The 26,099-nt window shown below is 63.9% G+C and carries 26 protein-coding genes; 14 read left to right on the top strand and 12 right to left on the bottom strand.

Annotated elements, in window-relative coordinates:
- The coding region (locus ACI2KG_RS25860; RefSeq protein WP_404663811.1) for a hypothetical protein at positions 1–211 on the bottom strand (211 nt) is incomplete at its 3' end.
- Positions 212–531: 320 nt separating this feature from the next.
- Here ACI2KG_RS25860 and ACI2KG_RS25865 point away from each other — a divergent pair.
- Positions 532–816: a HigA family addiction module antitoxin gene (locus tag ACI2KG_RS25865; protein WP_404663812.1), complete on the top strand. Its 285-nt coding sequence runs from the start codon at positions 532–534 to the stop codon at positions 814–816.
- Positions 817–820: 4 nt separating this feature from the next.
- Here ACI2KG_RS25865 and ACI2KG_RS25870 read toward each other — a convergent pair whose 3' ends face one another.
- Both ACI2KG_RS25870 and ACI2KG_RS25875 read right to left on the bottom strand, forming a co-directional pair.
- Positions 821–2,608, bottom strand: coding sequence for a monovalent cation:proton antiporter-2 (CPA2) family protein (locus ACI2KG_RS25870; protein ID WP_404663813.1), 1,788 nt, complete (start codon positions 2,606–2,608; stop codon positions 821–823).
- 298 nt (positions 2,609–2,906) lie between these two features.
- Entirely contained in the window at positions 2,907–3,881 is a 975-nt protein-coding gene (locus ACI2KG_RS25875; protein ID WP_404663814.1) for a GlxA family transcriptional regulator, read from the bottom strand.
- A gap of 180 nt (positions 3,882–4,061) precedes the next feature.
- Between ACI2KG_RS25875 and ACI2KG_RS25880 the strand changes: the two genes are divergently transcribed.
- Together ACI2KG_RS25880 and ycaC are read left to right on the top strand one after the other, a co-directional pair.
- Positions 4,062–4,424, top strand: coding sequence for a helix-turn-helix domain-containing protein (locus ACI2KG_RS25880; RefSeq protein ID WP_404663815.1), 363 nt, complete (start codon positions 4,062–4,064; stop codon positions 4,422–4,424).
- Between the two features lie 73 nt (positions 4,425–4,497).
- Entirely contained in the window at positions 4,498–5,124 is a 627-nt protein-coding gene (ycaC, locus tag ACI2KG_RS25885) for an isochorismate family cysteine hydrolase YcaC (RefSeq protein WP_016712658.1), read from the top strand.
- Between the two features lie 131 nt (positions 5,125–5,255).
- Here the strand turns inward: ycaC and ACI2KG_RS25890 are convergent, their stop codons facing one another.
- Positions 5,256–10,304: an AAA family ATPase gene (locus ACI2KG_RS25890; protein ID WP_404663816.1), complete on the bottom strand. Its 5,049-nt coding sequence runs from the start codon at positions 10,302–10,304 to the stop codon at positions 5,256–5,258.
- Between the two features lie 240 nt (positions 10,305–10,544).
- Between ACI2KG_RS25890 and ACI2KG_RS25895 the strand changes: the two genes are divergently transcribed.
- The 4 genes from ACI2KG_RS25895 (at position 10,545) to ACI2KG_RS25910 (ending at position 12,995) form a co-directional block, all read left to right on the top strand.
- Entirely contained in the window at positions 10,545–11,537 is a 993-nt protein-coding gene (locus ACI2KG_RS25895) for a response regulator (RefSeq protein ID WP_404663817.1), read from the top strand.
- Positions 11,534–11,902 carry a response regulator transcription factor gene (locus tag ACI2KG_RS25900; RefSeq protein WP_404663818.1) on the top strand — a complete coding sequence of 123 codons (369 nt, stop codon included), beginning with the start codon at positions 11,534–11,536 and terminating at the stop codon, positions 11,900–11,902. The genes ACI2KG_RS25895 and ACI2KG_RS25900 overlap by 4 nt, the downstream gene beginning before the upstream one ends.
- A gap of 171 nt (positions 11,903–12,073) precedes the next feature.
- Positions 12,074–12,502 (top strand): DoxX family protein, encoded by a 429-nt coding sequence (locus ACI2KG_RS25905; RefSeq protein WP_404663819.1) that lies wholly within the window; start codon positions 12,074–12,076, stop codon positions 12,500–12,502.
- 208 nt (positions 12,503–12,710) lie between these two features.
- Positions 12,711–12,995 carry a helix-turn-helix domain-containing protein gene (locus tag ACI2KG_RS25910; RefSeq protein WP_404663820.1) on the top strand — a complete coding sequence of 95 codons (285 nt, stop codon included), beginning with the start codon at positions 12,711–12,713 and terminating at the stop codon, positions 12,993–12,995.
- 64 nt (positions 12,996–13,059) lie between these two features.
- Here the strand turns inward: ACI2KG_RS25910 and ACI2KG_RS25915 are convergent, their stop codons facing one another.
- Positions 13,060–14,550 (bottom strand): YifB family Mg chelatase-like AAA ATPase, encoded by a 1,491-nt coding sequence (locus ACI2KG_RS25915; RefSeq protein WP_404663821.1) that lies wholly within the window; start codon positions 14,548–14,550, stop codon positions 13,060–13,062.
- 256 nt (positions 14,551–14,806) lie between these two features.
- Here ACI2KG_RS25915 and ACI2KG_RS25920 point away from each other — a divergent pair, with 256 nt between their 5' ends.
- Entirely contained in the window at positions 14,807–16,819 is a 2,013-nt protein-coding gene (locus tag ACI2KG_RS25920; RefSeq protein WP_404663822.1) for a DUF4034 domain-containing protein, read from the top strand.
- 25 nt (positions 16,820–16,844) lie between these two features.
- Here ACI2KG_RS25920 and ACI2KG_RS25925 read toward each other — a convergent pair whose 3' ends face one another.
- Positions 16,845–17,111 carry an accessory factor UbiK family protein gene (locus ACI2KG_RS25925; RefSeq protein ID WP_400612746.1) on the bottom strand — a complete coding sequence of 89 codons (267 nt, stop codon included), beginning with the start codon at positions 17,109–17,111 and terminating at the stop codon, positions 16,845–16,847.
- A 373-nt stretch (positions 17,112–17,484) separates the two neighbouring features.
- Here ACI2KG_RS25925 and glnK point away from each other — a divergent pair, with 373 nt between their 5' ends.
- From glnK to sutA, 3 genes are all read left to right on the top strand, one after another.
- The gene (gene glnK / locus ACI2KG_RS25930; protein ID WP_002555808.1) at positions 17,485–17,823 is read left to right on the top strand and encodes a P-II family nitrogen regulator; all 339 of its coding nucleotides are present in this window, start codon (positions 17,485–17,487) and stop codon (positions 17,821–17,823) included.
- A gap of 46 nt (positions 17,824–17,869) precedes the next feature.
- A complete protein-coding gene (locus tag ACI2KG_RS25935; protein ID WP_404663823.1) occupies positions 17,870–19,201 on the top strand; it encodes an ammonium transporter in 1,332 nt (443 codons plus the stop codon).
- 428 nt (positions 19,202–19,629) lie between these two features.
- A complete protein-coding gene (sutA, locus tag ACI2KG_RS25940; RefSeq protein WP_060507631.1) occupies positions 19,630–19,959 on the top strand; it encodes a transcriptional regulator SutA in 330 nt (109 codons plus the stop codon).
- A gap of 141 nt (positions 19,960–20,100) precedes the next feature.
- Here sutA and ACI2KG_RS25945 read toward each other — a convergent pair whose 3' ends face one another.
- From ACI2KG_RS25945 to ACI2KG_RS25970, 6 genes are read right to left on the bottom strand one after another with little or no spacing between them, the layout of a single operon-like run.
- Complete coding sequence (locus tag ACI2KG_RS25945) at positions 20,101–20,796, bottom strand: HAD family hydrolase (protein ID WP_404663824.1); 696 nt, start codon at positions 20,794–20,796, stop codon at positions 20,101–20,103.
- Positions 20,793–21,692, bottom strand: coding sequence for a tyrosine recombinase XerC (gene xerC, locus ACI2KG_RS25950; protein WP_400612738.1), 900 nt, complete (start codon positions 21,690–21,692; stop codon positions 20,793–20,795). The genes ACI2KG_RS25945 and xerC overlap by 4 nt, the downstream gene beginning before the upstream one ends.
- Complete coding sequence (locus ACI2KG_RS25955; RefSeq protein WP_404663825.1) at positions 21,692–22,402, bottom strand: DUF484 family protein; 711 nt, start codon at positions 22,400–22,402, stop codon at positions 21,692–21,694. Before ACI2KG_RS25955 ends, xerC begins: the two co-directional genes overlap by 1 nt.
- Before the next feature lie 13 nt (positions 22,403–22,415).
- A complete protein-coding gene (gene dapF, locus ACI2KG_RS25960) occupies positions 22,416–23,246 on the bottom strand; it encodes a diaminopimelate epimerase (RefSeq protein WP_400612733.1) in 831 nt (276 codons plus the stop codon).
- A gap of 4 nt (positions 23,247–23,250) precedes the next feature.
- The gene (lysA, locus tag ACI2KG_RS25965; RefSeq protein WP_404663826.1) at positions 23,251–24,498 is read right to left on the bottom strand and encodes a diaminopimelate decarboxylase; all 1,248 of its coding nucleotides are present in this window, start codon (positions 24,496–24,498) and stop codon (positions 23,251–23,253) included.
- A 10-nt stretch (positions 24,499–24,508) separates the two neighbouring features.
- Entirely contained in the window at positions 24,509–24,721 is a 213-nt protein-coding gene (locus tag ACI2KG_RS25970) for a lipoprotein (protein WP_201207499.1), read from the bottom strand.
- Between the two features lie 251 nt (positions 24,722–24,972).
- Between ACI2KG_RS25970 and cyaY the strand changes: the two genes are divergently transcribed.
- The 3 genes from cyaY to rnk all read left to right on the top strand — a co-directional run bounded on the left by cyaY (position 24,973) and on the right by rnk (position 26,088).
- Positions 24,973–25,305 carry an iron donor protein CyaY gene (gene cyaY, locus ACI2KG_RS25975; protein WP_201207500.1) on the top strand — a complete coding sequence of 111 codons (333 nt, stop codon included), beginning with the start codon at positions 24,973–24,975 and terminating at the stop codon, positions 25,303–25,305.
- Between the two features lies 1 nt (position 25,306).
- Complete coding sequence (locus tag ACI2KG_RS25980; protein ID WP_201207501.1) at positions 25,307–25,531, top strand: DUF1289 domain-containing protein; 225 nt, start codon at positions 25,307–25,309, stop codon at positions 25,529–25,531.
- A gap of 146 nt (positions 25,532–25,677) precedes the next feature.
- Positions 25,678–26,088, top strand: coding sequence for a nucleoside diphosphate kinase regulator (rnk, locus tag ACI2KG_RS25985; protein WP_400612724.1), 411 nt, complete (start codon positions 25,678–25,680; stop codon positions 26,086–26,088).
- Positions 26,089–26,099 lie beyond the last annotated feature (11 nt).

Genomic DNA, 26,099 nt, shown 5'->3' on the forward strand with positions numbered 1-26,099 from the left:
GGAGCTGGCTTGCCGGCGATGGGCTGCACAGCAGCCCCGGCAGTCTTAACTGACTGGCATTAGGGCAAGCCCGCTCCCACATCTGTTTCGGGCCAATTATTCCTGTACCAATGGCGCGCGCACCCTTGGTGCATGTCTGAAGAATGATAAAAGCTACTGCTTTACCTTCGATATCGAAGGGAGCAAACAAGGCGGACAGAGGTGAACTCACAGGATTGACTGGCCCGAAACAGATGTGGGAGCGGGCTTGTCCCGCGAAGCGCCGCGCGGGCGGCGCTCGATCTTGTAGGCGCTGCAACCCTCAAGCCATGCACTCAAAGGCCTCAATTCGGCCCCGGCCAAATCCCTTTTTGGGAAACTTCTTACATTGAAAGCGGATGGCATGACGGCGCCAAACTGGAAGGCCAAGCGCAAACTGGGCAACCCGGAAACCCTTCAGGAGTGCCGCATGTTCCGTCCCAGTAATAGCTTGAAAAGTGTAAGGCGTGGCCTTGCACTCAACCGTCAATGATCAGCTAGGAGCCTTCAATCATGGCTATGTTCGATCCTCCCCATCCTGGGGAATCCTTGCGAGGAGACGTGTTGCCCGCAATCGGCATGAATGTCTCTGAGTTGGCTCGCCACCTTGGCTATTCGCGGGGGCAGTTATCCACTGTGCTCAATGGGCGCGCCGCCATCTCTGCCGATCTTGCTTACCGCCTTGAGCTGGCGGGTCTGGGGCCTGCCCGGCAATACCTTGCCGAACAGGCAGCTTACGATCTTTGGCAGGCTGCCCACCGTGAGCATCCTCAGATAGCGCGCTTGGTGTTCGCCTGATGCCTCAATCCGCATCCGAATCAAACAACCGCTCCAGCTCCACCCGCGCCTCCTTGGCCGTCTGCATCACCTTGGCGCGGTCATCGCGCACCTGCCCCTGCGCCACCAGCACCTCTTCGTCATGCTGGGTAAATCGTGCAATCCGGTCGGCCGCCTGCTCGTCACTCAAGCCCAGCCCCACCAGCGCGCGGCGGGTCATTTCCAGGCTGGAATAGAACGTCTCGCGAATCGGCTCGGCACCCACATCCGCCAGTTTGTGCACATGCTGGCGGTTACGGGCGCGAGCCAGCACTTTCAGGTGCGGGTACAGGCGCTTCACCCGTTCCGCGGTATGAATGGCCGCTTCCGGGTCGTCGATGGTGATGATGAAGTACTCCGCCTCGCCCACTTTGGCCGCGTGCAGCACCTCCGGGCGCAGCGGGTCGCCGTAGAACACCGGCACCTGTTCGAACATGCGGGTCATCTCGATGGTGTCGACCGAGGTTTCCAGGGCAATGAACGGGATCTTCTGCGCCCGCAGGATGCGCGCGACAATCTGGCCCATGCGGCCCATGCCAACGATGACCACCCGTGGCGTATCGGTCTGGATCTGCTTGTATTGCTCGGGCACTTCACGCACCGCTTGCGGGCGTTTGAGGGCACGGGCGCAGGCAATCATCAGCAGCGGGGTAATGGCCATCGACAGGGTGATGGTCATCAGCAGCAGGTCGTAGGTCTGGGTGTCGAACAGGCCTTGGTCCTTGCCCAGCTTGAACACCACGAAGGCGAATTCGCCACCGGCCGCCAGCACCATGCCCAGGCGCAGCGCGCTGGCGCCGCTCAGGCCACCGGCCAGCCGACCGACACCCACCAGCAGCACCAGCTTCACCGCCACCAGCAGCAGGGTCAGGCCCAGCACCACCAGCGGCATTTCCAGCAGCAGGCGCAGGTTGGCGCCCATGCCGACGCTGATGAAGAACAACCCCAGCAGCAGGCCCTTGAACGGTTCGATCTGCGACTCCAGCTCGTGGCGGTACTCCGAATCAGCCAGCAGCAGGCCGGCGAGGAACGCACCCAGGGCCATGGAAATGCCGGCTTCTTCCATCAGCCAGGCGGTGCCGATCACCACTAGCAAGGCAGTCGCAGTGGACACTTCCGGCAGGCCGGTGCGGGCCACGGTGCGGAACACCGGGCGCAGCAGGTAGCGGCCGCCGATGATCACCACGGCAATGCTGGCGAATACCTTCAGGCCGTGTTGCAGGCTATCGCCGTGGCTGGTGTCCGGGCCACTGGCGGCCAGCAGCGGGACCAGGGCAATCAGCGGGATCGCGGCGATGTCCTGGAACAGCAGGATGGCGAAGGCCAGGCGGCCGTGCGGGGCATTCAGCTGCTTGCTCTCGGCCAGGCTTTGCAGGCCGAGGGCGGTGGACGACAGCGCCAGGCCCAGGCCGAGCACGATGGCGGCCGGTAGCGACTGGCTGAAGCCGAACAGGGCGATGGCGCCAATCAGCGCGCCAGTCAGCAGCACCTGTGCGGTGCCGACACCGAACACCGATTTGCGCATCAGCCACAGGCGTTTGGGCGACAATTCCAGGCCGATGATGAACAGCAGCAGGACCACACCCAGCTCGGAAATGTGCGCCACGCTTTCAGTGTCGCGGATCAGGCCCAGCGCCTGCGGGCCAATGACCACGCCGGCTAACAGGTAACCGAGCACTGCACCCAGTTGCAGGCGCTTGGCCAAAGGGACGGCGAGGACGGCGGCGAGCAGGAAGATCACCGCGGTTTGCAGAAGGCTGCCTTCGTGTGGCATTGGCTCGTACTCCATGAGCTGCCGGGGCAGCATTTGAACAGTTTGGCGGACAATTCTGGGGGTTGGAGTGGTGTTAGACAATCTGCTGTTGGGGAGTAAGATTGTCCCGAACAAAGAGACAGTAGCTGCAGGCTGCGTTTCAATTGTGGGAGCGGCTTTGCCGGGGCGCCGGACCGGTCGGAAAGGGCTGCGCAGCAGCCCCGGGATCTTGAGGTAACGCTGTAATTTCTGAGGCTGCTTAGCAGCCCTTTCCGACCGGTCCGGCGCCCCGGCAAGGCCGCTCCCACAGGGACCGCGTTCAGGCTCCGCCAAACTGCGCCCGATACTGCGCCGGTGTCATGCCAATCCGCTCACAGAACACCTTCCTCATATGCCGGTCACTGCCAAACCCGCACTGCGCCGCCACCACCTTAAGCGGCAGGTCGCCGCATTCAAGCAGCTTGCGCGCCCGGTCGATGCGCGCATTCTGCAAATACTGCAGCGGCGTAATCCCTACTTCACGCTGAAACGTCCGGGCAAAGTTGCGCGCGCTCATGGCCACCAGGTCGGCCATCTTCTGCACGGTGAATGCCTGCTCGATATGGTCGACGATATACGCCTGCACCCGGGCAACCGGCGAATCATCCCGTGGCACCGCCGCCAGCAGCGGGCCGTACGGGGTCTGCCCGCCCTGGCGATGACGGGCCACCAGCAGCACCTTGGCGACTTCCAGTGCCAACGCCTTGCCATGGTCTTCAGCCACTACCGCCAAAGCCAGGTCGATGCCCGCAGTGATACCGCCCGAGGTAATCAGGCAGCGGTCGATCACGTAGATCTGCTCGGTTTCCACCTTGGCCTCGGGAAACGCCCGCGCCAGCCGCTCGACGTAGTTCCAGTGGGTGGTGCAACGATAGCCACCCAGCAGCCCGGCCCGGCCCAGCAGGAACACCCCGGTGCAAATGGCGCCGAAGCGCTTGGCACTGCGCACGGCCTGCGGTAGCCAGCGCTCGATCGCCGGCAGGGCGACGTCGTAGGCGCCCGGGCCGCCAGGTACCAGCAACAGGTCGACCGCTTCTGGCAGATCTTCCAGGCGCAGGTCGGCCACCACCTTCAACCCGCACGAGCCGCGCACCGCTGCCTGGCCCTCGGCCAGGGTCAGCAGCCGGTAGCGGCGCTCGGCCGGCAGGAAGCGGTTGGCAATGGCGAACGCATCCATGGGCCCGGTCACATCCAGCAACAGCACATCGTTGAAAAGCACCATGGCTACGGTGCGGTGGGCGGGGTTTTCCTGCATGGCTCTTTTGCCTTGAATGCCGGCCGCCGCTGGCGGCCTTGGGCTAAATACGAAACGCATCTTATGGTAACGGCAAAACGGCCAGGGCCAGCAGTGCACAATTAAGAACAATTCAGCTTTGGCTCAGGACTTTGTCATGTGCCAGCGGCGAGACTTTCCCCACTGAACAGGAGAGTCGCCATGCACCCTGGGACGCCCCACACGCCGCTGCAAGCCCCTGGCGCCCTGACGCCGGCGCGCTTGCGCCAGGCCAAGGAACTGATGCTGCGCAGCTCGCTGTCGATCATCGAGATCGCTGGCGTGTGCAACCTCACCCGCAGCCATTTTTCCCGTGCCTTCAAGGTCAACACCGGCCTCTCGCCCCAGGCCTGGCGCCTGCTGGCGCGCATGGAAAAGGCCAAGCGCCTACTCGCCACCGAGGCGCCGATTACCCATGTGAGCCTGGAGTGCGGCTTTTGCGACCAGGCCCATTTCACCCGCGCCTTCAGCCGCCTGGTCGGCCAGCCGCCGAATGCCTGGCGCCAGGCGCAAACCATTTCTTAAGCCGACGCTATCCGCCGGTATAGCCACTTGCGGGCAGTGCCGGGCCGCTTTCCCAACCCAAGGAGTCACCCCGATGAGCCAACCCGATTACAAGCGCCTGAACAAAGACGACGCCGTGGTGCTGCTGGTCGACCACCAGACCGGCCTGATCTCGCTGGTGCAGGACTTCTCGCCCAACGAGTTCAAGAACAACGTGCTGGCCCTGGGTGACCTGGCCAAGTTCTTTGGCCTGCCGACCATCCTCACCACCAGCTTCGAACAAGGCCCGAACGGCCCGCTGGTACCGGAACTGAAAGCAATGTTCCCGGACGCGCCCTACATCGCCCGCCCAGGGCAGATCAACGCCTGGGACAACGAAGACTTCGTCAAGGCGATCAAGGCCACCGGCCGCAAGCAGCTGATCATCGCTGGTGTGGTCACCGACGTGTGCGTGGCGTTCCCGACCTTGTCGGCGCTGGCGGAAGGTTTTGAAGTGTTCGTGGTCACCGATGCCTCCGGCACCTTCAACGAAACCGTGCAGCAGGCGGCGTGGGTGCGCATGACCCAGGCGGGCGCGCAGATGATGAACTGGTTCTCGGTGGCCTGTGAGCTGCACCGCGACTGGCGCAACGACATCGAAGGGTTGGGCAACCTGCTGTCGCAGCGCATTCCTAACTACCGCAACCTGATGAACAGCTACGCGGCGTTGACCTCGCGTTGATGTAAACCTGTACCGGCCTGTTCGCGGCGGTTCGGCGCCCCGATGAACCCGCTCCTACAATGGCAGCACGGCCCCCGGGTTGTGCGCTATCCCTGTAGGAGCGGCTTTAGCCGCGAAGAGGCCGGCACAGGCTAAGCAGAACTCACAGGCAGACTGAAACGAATCCGGCACCCACCCAGCTCCGACACCAGCGCCTGCAACCGCCCCCCATGGGCCAGCACCACCGAGTTGCAGATCGCCAGGCCCATGCCCATGCCACTGCCCTTGGTGGTATAGAACGCCCCGAATACCCGCTCCCGTTCCTCAGGCGCAATGCCCGGCCCGTTGTCGTCCACGCAAATCTCCACCCGCTCCCCAATCACTGCCGAGGCAATCCGCAGCGTGCCATCGCTGCGATACCCCGCCAGCGCCTCCAGGCCATTGGTGATCAGGTTGAACACCAGCTGTTGCAGCTGCACCGGGTCGCCCATCACGCTCACCCCCGCCTGCAACCGCGTCTGCACATCCACCGGGCCCTTGGCCGCATCGGCCGAGGTCAGGCGCACCACCTCGCGGATCAGTTCGTCCAGCTTCACCGCCTTGAGTTGCACCGGCGACTGCTTGGCCAATGAGCGCAGCGCCCGCACGATGTTGGCGGCACGCTCACTGTCGTTGCGGATGTCCTCCAGGCCGGCAATCGCTTCCTCCAGGTCGGGTTTGGCGCGCTTCAGCCAGCGCAGGCTGGCGGCGGCGTTGGAGCTGATGCCGAGCAGCGGCTGGCTGATCTCGTGGGCGATGGACGCCGACAGTTCGTTCATTACTTGCAGGTGCGCAGTGCGCGCAAGCTCTGCGCGCGAATGGCGCAGTTCTGCCTCAATCTGCGCGCGGCTCTGATTGTCTTCCGCCAGGCGCGTATAGAACTTGGCCGTCTGCAGTGACACGGCGGCCTGCGAAGCAAGGATTTCCAGCATGGCCAGGCGCTGGCTGCCGAACAGGTTGGGCACCAGGCGGTTTTCCAGGTACACCAGGCCGATCAGCACGCCCTGCAGCACCAGCGGCAGGCACAGCACCGAGCGGGCGTTGCGTGCCTTGAGCTCCTGGCGCAAGGCCTCGGGGCAATCACTTTGGGCATCGTTGAGTACCAGCGGCTTGCGCGTGCGCAGGGTGGTGTTGATGACCGACAGCGGCGCCTGGGTCATGAACTTCTGGCAGTTGTCCATGCTCACGTGCAGCCCGGCATCGTCGATGTAGGCAAGGGCGGCCATCTGGAATTCGGCGCCACTGACGATCAGCAGTGCTCCGTGGTCGGCACCGGAGTGCTGGGTCAGGTGGCCCATCAGGGTTTCGATCAGGCCTTCGAGCAGCACTTCTTCGGACAACGCCCGCGCGGCTTCGATACCGGCCTCAAGGTCCAGCCTGGCCTGGTGGGTGGCGCGTTGGGTTTCCTGGATCGGTTGGGTACGCAAGAACGGGTGCAGTGCCTCTAGCTGGTGCACCTTGCCGGTGGCGCCCCAGATATGGAAGCAGTCACGGGCGATGCGCAGGTGCAGGTTGGCACCGGAGATCAGGCCGCTGGGGATGCACACCTCGGCCAGTTGTTCGTGGGCCAGTGCCTGCTCGTGGATGAACCCGGCGGCGGTGGCGGCGATCTGCGCCTGGTCGAAGCAGCGGATGGCGGCCAGCCCGTCGCCCTCCAGCTTGGCGATCACCCCTTCGATCAGCAGCAGTTTGTTGCGGAAGGTGGCGGGGTTGAAGCCGGCCCAGTGGCCAAAGCGCTCACGCAGGGCCTGCAACTCACCCAGCTTGTCGGCAAGGCTGCCGGGGACCTCTGGGCTGCCCAGGGCCAGGCCACGGAACAGATGATAGTCGGCCAGGTTGATGTGCACCGGCGCGGCCCAGGCGTGGTCACCGGCCAGGGCCAGGGTGAGCATGGCCTTCGGGTGGTTGCCCAGGTAGAAGGCGCACATGCCGTCGAACAGATGCTGGAAGAACCGCGTGGTCGGCGAGTGCGAGGGGCCGACCGAAGCCGGGCAGGGCGTGCCGCTGAGGTGGGCAACGAACGCTTGCTGGGCCAGCAGGATCTGTTCGACATCGCGGTAGCCATGGCGGCGCACAGTGGCCAGGCCTTGTGCTATTTCCTCGGCCACCTCCGGCAAGTAACGGCCCATGATCAGCGAGTCGGAAACCAGGTGGTTGCAGGCATGGCAGCTCATTGCCAGGTCTCCGCTCAGGTGCGCCGAATCAACGGCCTCCAGCGCTGTGCGACGGGCGAATTCCATGGGCGAGGTCCAGGCGCTGACCTGGTCCAGGGCCAATAGCGCGCTGCTCAGGTCCGCCTCGAAGCCGTGGCGCTCGATCAGCTTGAGCGCGGCCAGGCAGTAGGCGTGGCCATCGTGATAAGCGCCGAAGCGCTCGGCGCGCATCACCCCGTACCAGGCCAGGCCGTAGGTGCTGCCTGGGGCCACGCCATGCAACAGCGACAACTCCATGAGCTTGGCCAGGTGCAGGAAGCACAGGTCGTCCTGCACCAGCAATGATGACGACAGGGTGGCCAGCAAGCCGATTGCCAGGGCCACATGTTCCGAATCGGTGCGCGGTAGCGATTCCAGGCAGTGGCGGCCTTGCTGTTCGATCAAGGCCTGCACGCGCGCGTGGCTGGCTTCCACCTGTTGCGGGTCAAGGCCCTGTGCCAGGTGGATGCCCAGCTTCTCCAGGCCGGACAGCGCGCTGCCAATGGCTGCCTGATAGTCGCCCTGCAAGGTATCAAGGCGCGCCTGCAGCTGGCACACCCTGGCCCGGTCCAGGGTCGAGCGTGCGCGTTGGCGGCACTCGCCGAGCTGGACCTCGGCGGCGGCCACGCGCGCCAGCTGCAAGTCGCACTCCGCTGCCATGCTGCAAATGGCAAAGCCAAGCGTGGCGCGGCTTTCCAGCGCGCTGCCGTGGTTTAGCAACTGTTCGGCCGTGCGCAGGTAGCCGGCGGCCTGTTCATAGGCGCCGCTGTCACGCGCGCGCAATGCCGCTTCGTGTAAAAGCTGCAGGAACACTGCGCAGTCATCCGCGGTAAACCCGCATGGGCTGGCGCGTTGCAGCTGATGGGTGATTTCGAACAGCAGCTCATGCAAACGCTCTGGCCAGGCCCGGAGCATGGCCAGGGCAATGTGCGCATGCAGCGATTCGCGCTGTTGCACCGGCGTCAGCTCGTAAGCCGCCTCCAGCACCCGGTCATGAACAAAGCCCAGGCCGTTCTGGCCTGAAAGCAGAAAACCCGCGCCAATCAACGCCTGCAACGGATCACCCGGTGCATGCCCAAGGGCCAGGCGCAGTACGGCTTCATCACATCGGTTGCCCGCCGCGCTGGCAATGCGCAGCACATCGCGCTGTGGCGCGGGCAGGCGCGCCAGGCGGTGGATCATCAAGTCGGCAACATTGTCGGAGTAGCGGTGCCGGGCTACAGCCTGCGGGCACCATGACCAGCGCATGGCCTGGGTGTCGAAATTGAACAGCTGGTCCTCGACCATGGCCCTGAGAATCTGGTTGATGAAGAACGGGTTGCCAGCCGTCTTCTCGTGTACCTGCCCGGCCAGTTGCAACGCCGCGCCGGGGTCGATGTGGTAGCGTTCGCCGATCAGCTCGGCCACTGCACCCACGGCCAGCGGGCGCAAGTTCAGGGTGGTGCTGTGCACCGTTGCGGGTACGGCAAGTGGCGCATGGCTGGCGTGGGCGTCATTGCGCCGGGCTACGATCAGCAGCAGGTTGCCGGGCGTGTTCGCCAGCAGTTGTGCCAGTAGCTGCCGGGAGGCGTCATCGACCCACTGCGTGTCGTCGAGGAACAGCACCAGGGGCAGGCCTGGGCGGCTGAATACCTGAAGAAACTCGACGACTGCCTGCAGCTCTTTCTGCAGTGCCAGACGCGTAGGTTTGGCTGGCAGCTCAGGCAGGGGGCCGAGGACCAGTTGCAGGTCAGGCGCCAGCTTGCCGAGCAGGCTGCCGTGGCCTTTGATGCGGCGCAGGATTTCACGGCGCAAGGTGTCGAGGTCCTGGCTGTTCTTGGCCAGCAACTGGTTGGTCAGCGCGCCGAGGATCTCGACCCAGGGGGCGTAGGGCGACGACTGGGCCAGGCTGTTGCACTTGCCTATGGCCCAGTAACCCTCGGCGTTGGCCTTCAGTGTCGCCTCGACCAGGCTCGACTTGCCCATGCCGGCGGCGCCGTTGATATGCAGCATTTGTGGCTTGCTGTTGCGGCGCAAACCCTTGAGCAACAGGGCGATGGCTTTCTGCTCAGCACTGCGGCCATACAAGCGGGTGCTATTGGCCGCAACCGGGTCGGCGCAGCCTGGCTCGAAGGCGACCATGTGGTTGTTGGCGGCCCATTGCCGCTGGCAGTGGCCCAGGTCCACCGCCAGCGCTTGGGCACTCTGGTAGCGGGCGTCCGGCTCTTTGGCCAGCGCCTTGCTCAATACCTTGCTCAGTGGCTGCGGCACGTTGCTATCCACTTCGCAGGCCGCCCTTGGCTGCACGCCGGCATGCAGCTGCCGCCAGTGCTGGGTATCGCGCCCGACCAGCGGCAGCTCACCGAGCAGCAGCTGGTAGAGGATCGTGCCCAGGGCATAGATGTCGCTTCGCTGGTCGCTGTTGCTGCCGTGCGGGCAGACTTGCTCGGGCGCCAGGTAGGCCCAGTTGCCGAGGGGCGTGCCTTGTTCGCTGGTCAGTTGCGCGGGGGTGGCACGAAAGCAACCCAGTCTTGCTCGCTGGTTTCCCTGCAGGTACACGTGGGCTGGCTGCAAAGCACCGTGCAGTACATTGCGTTGATGGGCCTGGGCCAGGGCAGTCGCGGCGCTCAGTGCAATGTCGAGAAACGGCTCCAGGGCCAGCGGGCCGTCGTCAAGCAGGTCGGCGATGGAGTGGCCAGCCGGATACACCAGCAGCGGGCCTTCGGCAGAACGCACGAATGCGGAGGGGATTACCGCCCACTGCGGGTCCAGCGCCAGCCGGTAGTCGCGTTCCAGGCGCTGGCAGGCGGCGGGGGCTTCAAGCGGCGCGCGCACGGCGACCCAGGCGTGCTGGGTAGCGGGGTCGCGCAGGCGAAAGTAGCTGAGCTCGCCTTCCTGCCCCAATGCAGTGATTTCGCAGCGGTTCAGCCAGCCCTCGTCGACCGACTGATCGTAATCGATGGGCCTGTGGGCAAGGCGTTCATCGAGCATAAAGCACCCCCTGCTAGCGACATCCAGAGGCGCGAGTATACGCAGCGGGCCCAGTGCGGGTGCGGGTTGCAGCCGGCTTGGCAGAAACGGGCACGCTGTTGTCCGTTATCGTACCCTGGCCTTTGCCGGGGGCTTGTATAGTCCTTGGGCTACCTATCCCTCGGGATAATTGTCTGAACGCGTACGCGGGCCTAGGCTGCTCCGGGGCTGCGCAAACGCCCATGCCCGTGTGAGGAAGCCATGATCCGAGTAGGCAATGCCCAGGTGTCGCTGGAGCGGCGAGAAGTGTTTCTCGACGGCAAGCCGATTCTGTTGGGCGGCCGTGCGTTCGAGGTGCTGGCCACGCTGATCAAGGCCAAGGGCCGGGTGGTCGGCAAGGACGAGTTGTTCAGCCAGGTGTGGGCTGGCACGGTAGTCGAGGACAACAACCTGCAGGTGCAGGTGTCGTTGCTGCGCAAGGCTTTTGCCGACCGTGGGCTGATCCAGACCGTGCCACGACGTGGCTACCGCCTGGCCGCCGAGATCAGCTTCGATGCCCCTTGCCGGGCGCTGGGGCACTTGCCGTTGCGCATGGGGGCCGACAACCTCGAGCCGTCGGGTGACAGCGCGGACGTCCCGGTACTGGTGGTGGACGACGACCCGTCGGTACGCATGGCGCTGGGCCGCCTGCTGCGCTCGCAGGATATTGCGCATCATCTGTTTGCCAGTGCCGAGGCGTTGTTCGACGCCCGCCTGGAAACCCCCTATGCCTGCCTGCTGCTGGACATGCACCTGCCTGATACCACCGGCCTGGAAGTGCAGGACGCGCTGCGCCGGCTGGCGCTGCCCTGGCCAATCGTGTTCATGACCGGCTTCGGTACCATCCCGATGACCGTGCAGGCCATGCGTGCCGGTGCCGTGGAGTTCCTGACCAAGCCCTTTGACGAGGACCAGTTGCTGGCGCTGCTGCAGGTGGTGCGCCAGCGGGCCGTGGTCGATGGGCGCAAATGGCGCCACGCGCGGCAGGTTGAAGAAAAGTATCAGCGCCTGACCCCGCGTGAGCGCCAGGTGTTCTCGCTGGTGGTCGATGGCCTGTCGCACAAGCAGATCGCCAGGCAAATTGGCACCAGCGAGGTGACCACCAAGGTGCACAAGAAGAACATCATGAACAAGATGCAGTCCCGCTCGCTGGTGGAGTTGGTGGCCATGCACAACGTGCTCGGTGCACCGCCCGAGGGCCTGGCTGGCGCATGAGCAGATGGGTGTGCATCGTCGACGATGATGCTTCGGTGCGCAAAAGCCTGGCCAACCTGCTGCGTTCGGCCGGGTACCAGACCTTGTCATTCGCTGCCGGCGATGTGTTCCTGACCTCCGACCTGGCCCGCCAGGCCGGTTGTGTGCTGCTCGACCTGAAGATGTCGGGGATGAACGGGTTGGCGGTGCAGCGTGAGCTGGCACTGCTGCAGTGGTCGGTACCGGTGATCTGCATGTCGGCGCATTGGGATGAGGGTTCGGTGCAGGCGGCGATGGGGCAGGGGGCACTGGCCTGCCTGGCCAAGCCGTTTTCTGAAGAGGTGTTGTTGAAGGTGGTTGAAGAGGCTTTGACGGGTTGTCAGTGAAGTGCTGCCGGTGCGGGCCCTTTCGCGGGCGCGCCCGCTCCCACAGGTACTGCGCAATGCCAGGCCCCGTGGTGATCGGTAGCCTTGACTCCAACTCAGCACACCCGCGCTATCAACCACCAGGATTAATGGACCATGCTCCAAGGTTGACCGATTAGCGAGCCCCTTGCCATGCCACGCCTGAAAATGTTTCTCGACCCTCAGTCCCCAACCCTGACTGCCATCGGCCTGCTGTTCATGCGGGTAACGGCCGCCTTGCTGCTGCTCTTCATCCACGGCCTGCCCAAGCTGCTGGACTGGAGCGGTGAGTTGCAGCGCATTGAAGACCCCTTCGGCCTGGGCGCCCCGCTGACCTTGGGGCTGGCGATTTTTGCCGAAGTGGTTTGCCCGCTGTTGCTGCTGCTGGGGATCGCCGCCCGCCTGGCTTGCCTGCCGGTGCTGGCGGTATTGCTGGTGGCGCTGGTGGTGGTGCACCCGGACTGGACGCTGGAGCAGGGGCAGTTTGCCTGGTTGCTGGTGGCGCTTTATGGTGGGCTGGCCTTGACCGGGCCGGGGGTGTATTCGGTTTCCGGGTATGTCTGTCGGAGTCGCATTGTCTGACCAAGACTGGGGCCGCTTTGCAGCCGCACTACAAGTCAGTTTCCATAGGTGCCGTTGAGGCCTCAAGGCGTGGGCGGTTCTGTTCTGTCATATCTCGAAATTGAAATATCGGCTACAGCTGCTTGAGCCTATATCGAAACAGATATAATTTTGCCCTGTCTGGCAAGGAGCGAAAGAGAGCTCGCTCTTGTTTTGGAGGGTACAGATAATGGCAAACGAACGCTCTAGCTCCGTGTGGGAAGCGTTGGTTGACTCGCCAGAAGAAGCCGAGAACCTTCGTTTGCGCTCACAACTGATGCGCATACTGACCCGGACAGTCCAGTCTTGGGATTTGCCACAAAAAGAAGCGGCGCGACGGCTGCACATTACCCAGCCTCGCTTGAGCGAGCTGCTGAACGGGAAAATCGACAAGTTTTCTCTGGATGCCCTGGTGAACCTGCTGGGCAACGCAAATCTGGAAATTGATATTACCGTGAAGCCTAAAGTGGCCTGATGCAAGTGGCGTACGGCGACCGGGCTGGCCCTTTTCATGGTGCGCGTTGTCACACACTGGCTGGCTAACTGCTCCCCGGCCGATACTGCAGAGCCTCGGCCAGATGCGCCCGGCCAATTGCCTCACATCCCTCCAGGTCCGCCAACGTCCGCGCCACCTTCAGCAATCGATGCGCTGCCCGCAACGACAAGGTAAGCCGTTCACAGGCCCCCTCCAGCCAGACTTGGTCCGCTGCCTCCAATCGGCAATGTCGACGCAACCCCTCCAGGTTCAAAAACGCATTCGCACACCCTTGCCGTTTGTGCTGCAGCTCCCGCGCCGCAGCCACCCTGACGGCGACATCGGCACTGGTTTCACCGCAAGGCTGGTTGTTCAACGTAGTGCTTTCGCGAGCCACGGTCAGGTGCAGGTCGATGCGGTCCAGCAGTGGGCCGGACAGCTTGTTGCGATAGCGCGCGATCTGCTCGGTGCTGCAGCGGCAGCGGCCCGTGGGGTCGCCCAGGTAGCCGCAAGGGCAGGGGTTCATCGCAGCCACCAACTGGAAGCGGGCTGGGAAGCGCACCTTGTCGCGGGCGCGGGCAATCACGATCTCGCCTGACTCCAGCGGTTCGCGCAGCACTTCCAGCACACGCCGCTCGAACTCTGGCAATTCATCGAGAAACAGCACGCCATGGTGGGCGAGGGTGATCTCACCGGGTTGCGGTCGGCTGCTGCCACCGACCAGCGCCGGGCCGGAGGCGGAGTGATGGGGGTGGCGAAACGGTCGTTGTGGCCAGCTGTTCAGCGGCGCATGCCCGCTGACCGACTGGATCGCCGCCACTTCCAGCGCCTCATGTTCGTCCAGCGGTGGCAACAGCCCAGGCAGGCGGCTGGCGAGCAAGGTCTTGCCGGTGCCGGGTGGCCCGGTGAACAGCAGGTTGTGCGCCCCCGCCGCCGCCAGCAACAAAGCACGCTTGGCCGCCAGCTGGCCCTGCACCTCGCTCAGGTCCGGGTAGGGCCTTTGCTTCAGGATCAAGCCGTTGGCCGCGTAGGGCGGCAGTGGCACCTGGCCGTTCAGGTGGGCGACCAGCTCTAGCAAGTGGCCCACCGCGTACACCACCAGGCCGCCGGCCAGGCTGGCCTCTTCGGCATTTTCCCGTGGCACCACCAGCGCCCGGCCTGCTTCGCGTGCTGCCAGTGCCGCCGGCAGCACGCCCTGCACCGGGCGCAGCTTGCCAGACAGTGCCAGTTCGCCCAGGCACTCGACGTCTGCCAGTGTGGCGCTTGGCACCTGGCCGTCGGCGGCGAGGATGCCCAGGGCAATGGCCAGGTCGTAACGCCCGCCATCCTTGGGCAGGTCGGCGGGGGCCAGGTTCTGGGTGATGCGCCGCTGCGGGTACTTAAGCCCGGAATTGACGATGGCGCTGCGCACCCGGTCCTTGCTTTCCTTGACCGTGGTTTCTGGCAGGCCGACCAGGGTGAGATGGGGCAGGCCATTGGTCAGGTGGGTTTCGACGCTGACGGCGGGTGCCTGTACGCCTACCTGGGCGCGGCTGTGGACGAGGGCTAAAGACATGGACGCTCCGTTGTCGCTGACAGGGGCCGCTTCCTGCGGCTGTGCACAGAATAGCCAGGGTGGCGACGGCAGGCGCAACAAGTGTGCGTCGTGGTTTTTCAGGGCAGGGGTTTTTCCTGTGTTTTCAGGTTGCCCGGCAAAAATGGATCCAATAGCCTTTGCGCAGGTACCGGGTATGGCTTAGTGTTATCAGGCAACTGCAGTTGCCATGGAATGGCACCGCGTCTTCTTTCAAATGGATTTGGGGTATTGCTCCGTGCAAACGCTTACCCGCACGCGCCAGGTGATCCGCGAACTGGTGCAGGCCAGTGCTTTCGTTGAACTCAACCGCTTTTTCGACAGCCTCCAGGCGCAATGGCATCAGGCCCCGCCTGGCGAGTTTCCCGCCTATCTGGCGGCCATCGAAGGGCACCTGTTGGCCGACGTGGACAACCACGGCGACAAAGCCCTGAGCCTGGTGCTCAAAGCCTGGACCGATGCCTGCCCCAGGGCTTACCACCCGCAAGTGGTAATGGGTATGCACTGCTTCCACCGGGCTTGCCAGGTACAGGGTACTGGCCCGCGCAACGCCGCACGGGCGCTGGCCGTCGAGCAAATATGCGAAACCGCGGCTGCGCATTTGTTGCGTGCCATGGACCGTTCTGCGCAACCGGTGGCCGCGGCCATTGGCATGCTGCGCGTCAGTGCGCAATTACGTGAGCCTGGCTGGTTGGTCGAACTGTTCCAGGGGGAGCCTGCGCGCTCCAGGCCTAGCGCCCATGCCGATGTGGAAATACAGGAAGCGGCAGCGCCGATGTTGGTGAAGCACGGGGTGAAGCCCTTGGCCGAGCTGCCACAGGCGTTGCCGGCTTGCCTGGGTAGTCGGGCCGAGCACGAAAACCAGGACCCCCGTTACTACTGGCTTCGCCATGCATTGGTCGCGCGACCTGATTGCTTCGAGGCGATCCAGGCCCTTGCCGCTTACCTGTTGCCCCGTTGGGGCGCTAGCGCTGATGCGCTCGAGCTGTTGGCCAATGGCCCGTTGTGCGCAACCTGGGACGAAAGCCTGCGTAACGCATTGCGCTGGATGGCTGTCGAAGAGCGGCTGGTGCTGCCCCATGCCGACCAGTTGCAGGCTGTCGCCGACTGGCAGCAATTATTCGATACCTGGTCGCAACGCCAGCTGAGGCCCAGGGAGCGTGCGTTGCTGCTGGCCTGGCGAGGCGCGCTGCACAGCAGTGCATTGCACGATCAAGCCGGCGCCATGCGCGACTTTGCGGCGAGCCTGGCGTGCAATGCCGATCACGGTGCGGTCCAGGCCATGGGCGAGCCCTTTCACTGCCTGGCCACGCTGATACTGCGCGATGGCCAGGTGGATGAACAACAGTTGTTGCGCCGTGCCATCGAGCGCCTGTGCGATGGCCGTTCGCATGCGGGCGCCTGTGCATTGCGTGCCGCCGGGCACCGCTTTGGCCTGTGGGGGCTGCCGCGCTCGGCCGAGCAGGCCCGGGTATGGTCGCAGCGTGCGGTGAAGCGCCAGCAAGCGGGCCAGGCGCCGGGCTTCGAGGTGTTGGCAGTGGCGCGCCTGCTGTGGGTTGCCAACCGGCATGCGGTGGCGTGTTACCTGTATGAGCGCTTTGCTGAACTGAACTTGCCCGGGGCAGCCCTTGGCTTGTACGAATTGCACCACGGCGGCCTGGGCAATACCCCGGAGCATTACCTGGACGAAGAAGTAGCCGAATATTGGCTGATGCGCGCGGTAGAGGCGGGCAGCCGCCGGGCCAAATACAACCTGGCCTGCCTGCGCATGAAGGGCGACGAAGACCTGAGCGAGCGCAGTGCCATGCTGGCTGTCAGGCGCCTGCTGGTTGATGCGTTGGACAATGCGCAGACCAATGCCCGCGCGCGTTTGCACCTGGGCATGCTGCTGCGCCAGTTTGGCGAGCCGCAGGAGCGGGCCGAGGCGGTGGCCTACCTGCTGAGCCTGGTCGAGCACCCGGACCCGGGTATTGCCGCGCGTGCCAGCGCCGAGCTGGGGTTAGCCTGGATGCAGGGTCGTGGTACCCGCAAGCAAAGCCGCTTTGCTGCCATCGAATGGGTTAACCGTGCGGCGAACCTGCAACCGGGGGACTCCGCTATCGAGGGCATACAGGCCGAAATCCTCAATTCGCATAACCGGGTGAAAACCTTGTTCACCCAGTGTGGTGCAGCGCTGTTCCGCGGCACCTTGCATGCCAGTGAGCTACCGCCGAAGCCGGCAGCGTTCGAAGCAGGCCGCCTGCAGTCTTAGGCTAAATGCCCCGCGCAAGGCCGCTTTACTCGTTCTGCGGGGACGGGTTCAGTCGAGCTTCCAGCTCGGCCACCTGCTGTTCAAGGGCCTCAAGGCGCGCACGGGTGCGTGCCAGCACGACCATCTGGCTGTCGAATTCGTCGCGGCTGACCAGGTCCAGCTTACTGAACGCCCCTTGCATCAGCACCTTGAACTGGCTTTCCAGTTCTGCGCGGGGCTGGGCGGTATCGCTGCTGAACAGGCGCGAGGCCTGGTCGCTCAGGGCATCGAGAAGGGCTTTGGGCGCGAGCATGGGGCTGTCCACTGAAACGAAGAAATGGCCGGCAGTGTAGCACGGGCAATTCCGCCACTCAGGGTTCGGGCGATTGCACATTTTTCGCGCAATGCGCGCTGCCGCTACGCACCGAAACTGTGCATGTTTTCCATGCTGGCGACTGGCCAATCCCGACTAAAACACATAACCCACTGTTTTCCGGTGCTTTGCCGGAACTGGCAAGGTTTCTGCAAAGACCTGTACGAGCCATGCACTGATGCAGTTCCTTGTGACCAGGCAGTGCGCACGCGGAGCCGGATGCCGACGACGCGTTACAAAGCCAACCGCTGCGCTTAGACTTGAGACGGGTTTGTTTTCCTGGGGCAAGTCCACCAAATCGGGAGAGAGTTTCATGAAGCTAGTCACAGCCATCATCAAGCCGTTCAAGCTGGACGACGTGCGCGAGTCGCTGTCGGAAATCGGCGTGCAGGGCATCACCGTTACCGAGGTCAAAGGTTTCGGTCGCCAGAAGGGCCACACAGAGCTATATCGCGGTGCTGAATATGTGGTCGACTTCCTGCCCAAGGTGAAGATCGATGTCGCCATCGACGACAAGGACCTTGATCGGGTAATCGAAGCCATCACCAAGGCAGCCAACACCGGCAAGATCGGTGACGGCAAGATTTTCGTGGTGAATCTGGAGCAGGCGATCCGCATCCGTACCGGCGAAACCGATACCGACGCGATCTAAGCAGCAACAAAGCCTCACCAAACCCAACGCCCCAGGAGAAAACAACATGACTCTGCGTAAGATCGCAGGGCTAGGAGCCCTATTGTCCCTCGTAATGCCTGGGCTCGCCCTGGCAGAGGAAGCTGCCCCAGCGCTTAACTCCGGCGACACCGCCTGGATGCTGACCGCAACGGCGCTGGTGCTGTTCATGACCATTCCGGGCCTGGCCCTGTTCTATGGCGGCATGGTGCGTTCCAAGAACGTGCTGTCGGTGATGATGCAGTGCTTTGCAATCACTGGCCTGATGAGCATTCTCTGGGTCGTCTACGGCTACAGCATGGCCTTCGATACCGCCGGTATGGAAAAGGGCGTGCTCAACTTCAATTCCTTCGTGGGCGGCTTCTCCAAAGCCTTCCTCAGCGGCGTCACCCCTGAAAGCCTGACCTCGGCCACCGCGCTGTTCCCTGAAGCGGTATTCATCACCTTCCAGATGACGTTCGCCATCATCACCCCGGCGCTGATCGTCGGTGCCTTTGCCGAGCGCATGAAGTTCTCTGCGATGCTGGTGTTCATGGGCATCTGGTTCACCCTGGTGTATGCGCCTATCGCGCACATGGTGTGGAGCGGTGACGGTGCCCTGATGTGGGACTGGGGTGTGCTGGACTTCGCTGGCGGCACCGTGGTGCACATCAATGCCGGTATCGCCGGCCTGGTCTGCTGCCTGGTGCTGGGCAAGCGCAAGGGCTACCCGACCACCCCAATGGCCCCGCACAACCTTGGTTACACGCTGATGGGCGCAGCCATGCTGTGGATCGGCTGGTTCGGCTTCAACGCAGGCTCTGCCGCAGCCGCCAATGGCACCGCCGGCATGGCCATGCTGGTCACCCAGATCGCCACCGCTGCCGCGGCGCTGGGCTGGATGTTCGCCGAGTGGATCGGCCACGGCAAGCCAAGTGCCCTGGGCATTGCCTCGGGCGTGGTGGCCGGCCTGGTCGCCATTACCCCGGCTGCCGGCACCGTAGGCCCGATGGGCGCACTGGTGATCGGCCTGTCCTCGGGCGTGATCTGCTACTTCTGCGCCACCAGCCTCAAGCGCAAGCTGGGCTATGACGACTCGCTGGATGCCTTCGGTGTGCACGGCATCGGCGGTATCGTCGGCGCCATCCTCACCGGTGTGTTTGCAGCCCCGGCGCTGGGCGGCTTCGGCGCCGTCACCGACATCGGCATGCAGGTCTGGGTCCAGGCCAAGGGCGTGATCTTCACCGTGGTCTACACCGCCATCGTCACCTACGTGATCCTCAAGGTGCTGGATGTGGTGATGGGCCTGCGGGTCAACGAAGAAGAAGAGTCGGTCGGCCTCGACCTGGCTCAACACAACGAACGCGGCTACAACCTGTAACTGCGACGCGGTAAAAACTTGCCCGGCTTGCCGGGCATTTTTTTGCCAGATTTTTAACATTTCCCGCTCGGCAAACGGTTTATCCGGCACGTTCGCGACGTAGGTAGAAAACTTACAAGTCGTAAGGCATTTATGGAGCTTTGCTTTTTCTACGGGCGCGCTAGAATGCGCGCCGAAGGGTGTTTACGAGTAGTCCGCACACTTCACCAGCCTTTGCTAGGCTTGCCAATAGCGTGTGGCCAGCAGGGGTTAATGGATTTGTCAGGTCCTGCCAGGAGCAGGGCCTGCTGGGTGCCGCCTCCCATCAGGAGCGCCGACCCAAGGGCAGTGGCCTAACCCACGGCCAGTTGAATTTTCACTGGTGGCTGCCGGTCTACGGCTGCACTGGTCTATAACTAACCTGCTTTTCGCAAGTCATGAGGTAGAACATGAGCGACGACGATCTGGAAAATGATGACCTCGAAGTAGGCGACGAAGACGAGGCTGATGAAGGCCTCGAAGCGGCTGCTGACGATGTCGCCGAAGATGCTGGCGATGATGACAGCAGCCCTGCACCCACTGCCAAGGGCAAATCCAAGGCGGCAGTCTCGGTAGACGAGATGCCAAGCATGGAAGCCAAGCAGAAAGAGCGTGATGCCCTGGCCAAGGCGATGGAAGAATTCCTTTCGCGCGGTGGCAAGGTGCAGGAAGTCGAGGCCAACGTGGTCGCCGACCCGCCCAAGAAGCCGGATAACAAGTACGGCAGCCGCCCTATCTGAGTGGTTGATCGTAAAAAGCCCGCCGTCGCTGCGGGCTTTTTTGTGGCTGTTCGGCGAGAGATTTTCATTGCCAGTGAGATCGAGCGCCGCCCGCCCGGCGCTCGATCTACGCACCACCAAGAATATTAAGCCAGCCTCTTGTCAGCGCCAGCGCGCGAGCACGTCGGGCAACTGCGACAGCCGCTGGATCTCGGCATCCGGCGCCCGCTCGCCCGCCCAGGCCTTGCCCTGCGGGTTGAACCACACCGCCCGCAGCCCTGCACGCTGGGCACCGGCAATGTCATCACCCGGGTGATCACCAATGTGCACCGCCGCACCGGCGTCCACCTCACCACGCCGCAAGGCCTCCAGGAATGGCGCCGGGTCCGGCTTGCCGATACCGAGGTCTTCGGCACACAAGGCAAAGCGGAAGTAATCCGCCAGCCCCAGCCGGCTTACGTCGGCATTGCCGTTGGTGACCACGCCCAGGGTGTAGCGGTGGCGCAGAATCTCCAGCACCGGCTGTACCTCGGGGAAGATCTCCACCTGATGGCGGGCATGCAGGAACACCTCGAAGCCTTCGTTGGCCAGGTCCTGCGCGTGTTTCTCGCTGTAGCCGGCTTCTTCCAGGGCATGGAACAGCACACGCCGGCGCAGGGTGCTGATGCGGTGCTTCAGGCCAGGCTCGGCCTGCACCAGGCGCTCCCGGATGGCGAACAGGTGTTCCACCGGCACGCCGCCAAGGATCGGGGCGTTGGCTTCGAGCCAGTCGCGCAGCACGACTTCTGCGCTGGCGATGACCGGCGCGGTGTCCCACAGGGTGTCGTCGAGGTCGAAGGTGATCAGCTTGATGCTCATGAGTCTGTGCCTTTGCTGCGTTTGGCCCGGGGGTGGGCGCTGTCGTACACCGCGGCCAGGTGTTGGAAGTCCAAGTGGGTGTAGATTTGCGTGGTGCTGATGTCGGCATGGCCGAGCATTTCCTGTACCGCGCGCAGGTCCTGGGACGATTCCAGCACATGGCTGGCGAAGGAATGGCGAAGCATGTGCGGGTGCAGGTGCTGGCCCAACTCGCGCTCGCCGACCGCTTTCACCCGTTGTTGCACGGCCCGCGGGCTGATGCGGTTGCCCTGGCGGGTGATGAACACGGCGCGGTCGCGCGGGTTGCCGATGCCGCGCAGGCGGTACCATTCCTGCAGCGCCTCGCGGGCCTTGCGGCCAACGGGCAGCACGCGGGCCTTGCCGCCCTTGCCCAGCACCTGCACCAGGCCGGCGGTGAGGTCGAGGTGATCGAGGTCGAGGTTGGTCAGTTCGGACAGGCGCAGGCCAGACGAATAGAACAGTTCGAGCATGGCTTGGTCGCGGCGGGCAATGAAATCATCATCGACGCCGCCATCGAGCAACTGCAGGGCACGGTCGGTATCCAGCACCTTGGGTAGCCGGCGTTCACCCTTGGGGGCGCTCAAGCCGGTGGCCGGGTCGTGCTGGCACAGGCCCTCGCGGTTGAGGTAGCGGTACAGGCCGCGTACAGCCGACAGCAGCCGGGCCAGGCTGCGCGAGGACTGGCCATGGTGATGCAGGCGGGCGATCAACTGGCGCAGTTGCTGGATCTGCAGCGCCTGCCAGTCGGCAATGCCGTGTTCCTTGCAGTAGGCGATGACCTTGGCCAGGTCGCGACGGTAGCCCAGCAAGGTGTGCTCCGACACCTGGCGCTCATTGCGCAGGTGTGCGCAATAAGCTTCCAGCTGGCGTTCCATCAGCGTACCGAACGCAGGGTCTGGGTAACGCGAGGCACAACGCGGCCGAGTACTTCGGCGATATAGCCGAGGAACAGCGTGCCGACGCTGCTCTTGTAGTGCTGCGGGTCGCGGCTGCCGATTGCCAGCACGCCGTGCAGCCCTTGGTACTCAAGCGCGGCAACCGCGCTGGAGCCCACTTCGCGACGCTGCTCTTCACCGAACAGGAACGCCAGTTCGTGCTCGCGCAGGTTGCCGCTGACTGTCTTGCCGCCGCCCAACAGGGCTCCAATGGCTTGTTGCGCCTCGGCGTTGCTGACCCACCGCCCGACCGGCGCGACGTTTTCGCCGAACAGGATCAGGCTGACGAAAGGCACCTGGAACTCCTGGCGCAGGCTGTCTTCGACCGCCATGACCACTTCTTCCAGGCTGCCGGCATCGAGCAGGTCGAGGATCAGCCGGCGGGTCTTGTCGAACAGCCGGTCGTTGTCGCGGGCTACGTCCATCAGCTGTGACAGGCGATGGCGCATTTCGATGTTGCGGTCGCGCAGCAGCTTGAGCTGTCGCTCTACCAGCGACACGCTGTCGCCTCGCTGGTGCGGAATGCGCTGTTCGATCAGCAACTCATCGTGCTCGGCGAAGAAGGTGGGGTGGTCGCGCAGGTAGGCGACCACCGCCTCGGCATCGAGCTCGGCGGACTGCTGGGGTACAACCTTGGGCTGATCGGTCATGACGGTTACTCGCTTAGAGACGAACCTGTCCTTCGTAGACGCGTACGGCCGGGCCAGTCATCACCACGGGCTTGCCGGGGCCGGCCCATTCGATGTGCAGGCGGCCACCAGGCAGGTCGAGGGACACCGGGGAGTCCATCCAGCCCTGGCTGATCGCCGCCACCGCAGCGGCGCAGGCGCCGGTGCCGCAGGCCTGGGTTTCACCCGCGCCGCGTTCCCACACGCGCAGGTTGGCGCGGTGGCGGTCGATAACCTGGAGGAAGCCGGCATTCACCCGCTGCGGGAAGCGTGGGTGGTTTTCGATCTTCGGGCCCAGCTCATGCACGGGGGCAGTATGCACGTCGTCGACACGCAGCACGGCATGCGGGTTACCCATGGACACGGCGGCAATCGAGTGCAGCTGGCCGTCGACTTCCAGTGGGTAGTTCAGCGCCTGCGCGTCGGCGACGAAGGGGATTTCGGCTGGGATGAAGCGCGGCGGGCCCATGTCGACACTCACCTGGCCGTCGTTCTGCACGTCCAGCACGATGATGCCGCTCTTGGTTTCCACGCGGATGCGCTTTTTCGCGGTCAGGCGTTTGTCCAGCACGAAGCGGGCGAAGCAGCGCGCACCATTGCCACACTGCTCCACTTCGGAGCCGTCGGCGTTGAAGATGCGGTAGCGGAAGTCCACTTCCGGGTTGTTCGGCGCCTCGACGATCAGCAACTGGTCGAAGCCGATGCCGGTGTGGCGGTCACCCCATTGCTTGGCGTGCTTGGGCTGGATGTGCGCGTGCTGGCTGACCAGGTCGAGGACCATGAAATCGTTGCCCAGCCCATGCATCTTGGTAAAACGCAGCAGCATGGGCTTACTCCGGCAGCAGGCTTTCGCCAGCGAACAGTTCGGCGACGGTCTCGCGGCGGCGTACTTCGAACGCCTGGTCGCCGTCGACCAGGATTTCAGCGCAACGGCCACGGGTGTTGTAGTTGGAGCTCATGACAAAACCATAGGCGCCCGCAGACTCTACGGCCAGCAGGTCGCCTTCGGCCAGGTTGAGTACGCGGTCCTTGCCGAGGAAGTCGCCGGTCTCGCAGATCGGGCCGACCAGGTCATAGGCACGGCCTTCGCCTGCACGTGGCTTGACTGCACTGACACCCATCCAGGCCTGGTACAGGGCCGGGCGGATGAGGTCGTTCATCGCCGCATCGATGATGGCGAAGTCCTTGTGTTCGGTGTGCTTGAGGTATTCCACGCGGGTCAGCAGCACCCCAGCGTTGGCCACGATGTAGCGGCCAGGCTCGAATACCAGGGCCAGGTCGCGGTCGCCGACGCGCTCGCGAATGGCCTTGATGTAGTCGGCCACCCGCGGCGGCTGTTCGTCACGGTAGCGCACGCCGACACCGCCGCCCAGGTCCAGGTGGCGCAGATGGATGCCGCACTCGGCCAGGCGGTCGACCAGCACCAGCAGGCGGTCGAGGGCGTCGAGGAACGGATCGATGGTGGTCAGCTGTGAGCCGATATGGCAGTCGACACCGACCACTTCAAGGTTCGGCAGCTGCGCGGCGCGCACGTAGATGGCCTCGGCGTCGGCAATGGCGATGCCGAACTTGTTCTCTTTAAGGCCGGTGGAGATGTACGGGTGGGTACCGGCGTCTACGTCCGGGTTGACCCGCAGCGACACCGGGGCAACCTTGCCCATCTCGGCGGCCACCCCTTGCAGGCGCTCCAGTTCGTCGGTGGATTCGACGTTGAAGCAGTGCACACCCACTTCCAGGGCGCGGCGCATGTCTTCACGGGTTTTACCCACGCCGGAGAACACCACGCGGTCGGCGCGGCCACCAGCGGCCAGCACGCGTTCCAGCTCGCCACCGGAGACGATGTCGAAACCGGCACCCAGGCGTGCCAGCACGTTCAGCACGCCAAGGTTGGAGTTGGCCTTGACCGCGAAGCACACCAGGTGGTCGGCGCCTTGCAGGGCGTCGGTATAGCTGCGGTACTGGGCCTCGATGTGGGCGCGCGAATACACGTAGGTAGGGGTGCCGTGGCGTTCGGCGATGGCCGACAGGGCCACGCCTTCCGCGAACAGCTCACCGTCGCGGTAGTTGAAAGCGTTCATCTGGTTTCCTTTACTGCGCTGGCGACTGCTCAGGCTCGGCCTGCGGCTCTGGCTGCTGCTCTTGTACCGGGGCCGGCTTGGCTTTTGGCTGGTGCTGGTGTGCCTTGTGCGCTTTGCCGTTATCGCCGTCTTCAGGCAGATACAGCGGGCCTTTCTGGCCGCAGGCCGAAACGAGGCAGGCAACAGCGACCAGCGCCGCGAAGGAGGAAATCAGGCGCTTCATGGGTGAAATCCTTAGAAAATGCAGTATTGCGCCCGAGTATACCGAGCGACCGGCGGCTTGCCTATGCAAGGGCCGGTCCGTCGGGCGGGGCAGCAGAAGCGGCAAGCTTCAAGCTTCAAGCGGCAAGAAAAAGCTATCGGGTGTAGGCTGGGCTTTTTCTTGCGGCTTGTAGCTAGCAGCTTGCGGCTGGCGCTTTGCGCCCGTATCTTGCCGGGCTTGCCTGTAACGCAGCCAATTTCGAGGTTCCTGCAATGAGTTTGAGTGAAGCGCGTTTCCATGATCTGGTCGACGCGACCCAACAGGCCCTGGAAGACCTGTTCGACGAGAGCGGCCTGGACCTGGATATGGAGAATTCCGCTGGCGTCCTCACCGTCAAGTTCGAAGGCGGCGCCCAGCTGATCTTCAGCCGTCAGGAGCCGCTGCGCCAACTGTGGCTGGCTGACAAGTCCGGTGGTTTCCACTTCGACTACGACGAAGAGAGCAAAAAGTGGGTCTGCGAAAAGAGCGAAGAGCTGCTGGGCGAAATGCTCGAACGCATCGTCTGGGAGCGGGCCGGCGAGAAGCTGGACTTCGACGAGATCTGACATGAGCAACGCCCAGCCCCGGCCGCCCAAGCCGCTGTACAGCAATGTCAGCCCCGCCGTGCCGTCGCCCTGCATCAGCATCTGCCGGCTTGACGAGCAGCGTGTGTGCACCGGTTGCCACCGGCATGTCGAGCACATCCGTGAATGGCGTTCGGCCGATGATGAACGGCGCCGGCAGATCTGCCGCGAGGCCCAGGTTTTGCGCGAGCAGGCTAAGGCACACTGAGCGCAGGGGCTTGAGTATTTACCCGGCTGTGGTAGTGTCGGGTTCTGCGTCGGTGACGCCAAAGCCATCTCAAACCCCGCCCTTGGGCGGGGTTTTGCTTTATCTGCGCACTGAAAATTGCCTGTTCAAAGGAGTCTGACTGGATCATGAGCACCAAGCCTTCCCTCATCCTCACCCGATTGGACGTACAGCGTCTGGAGCGTCTTATCGACAGCCTCGACGAGAGTACGCCGGGTGTGCTCGCCTTGCAGGACGAGCTGGACCGCGCCGAGCAGGTGGTCGGTCATGAGGAAGTGCCCGCGGGCGTGGTGACCATGAACTCGCGTGTGCACTGCCGTGAGGAAGCCGGCGGCAAGGACTACCATCTGACTCTGGTGTACCCGAAGGATGCCGGGGCAGAGGGCAAGGTCTCGATCCTGGCACCGATTGGCTGCGCCTTGCTGGGGTTGTCGGTGGGTGAACAGATCGACTGGCCGGCACCGGGGGGCAAGACCCTCAAGCTGAAGCTGCTGGAAGTCGAGTACCAGCCGGAAGCGGCGGGCGATTTCGACCTGTGAGATTTTGGGGC

This window comes from Pseudomonas sp. NPDC089407, assembly GCF_044900445.1.
Taxonomy (GTDB): Bacteria; Pseudomonadota; Gammaproteobacteria; order Pseudomonadales; family Pseudomonadaceae; genus Aquipseudomonas.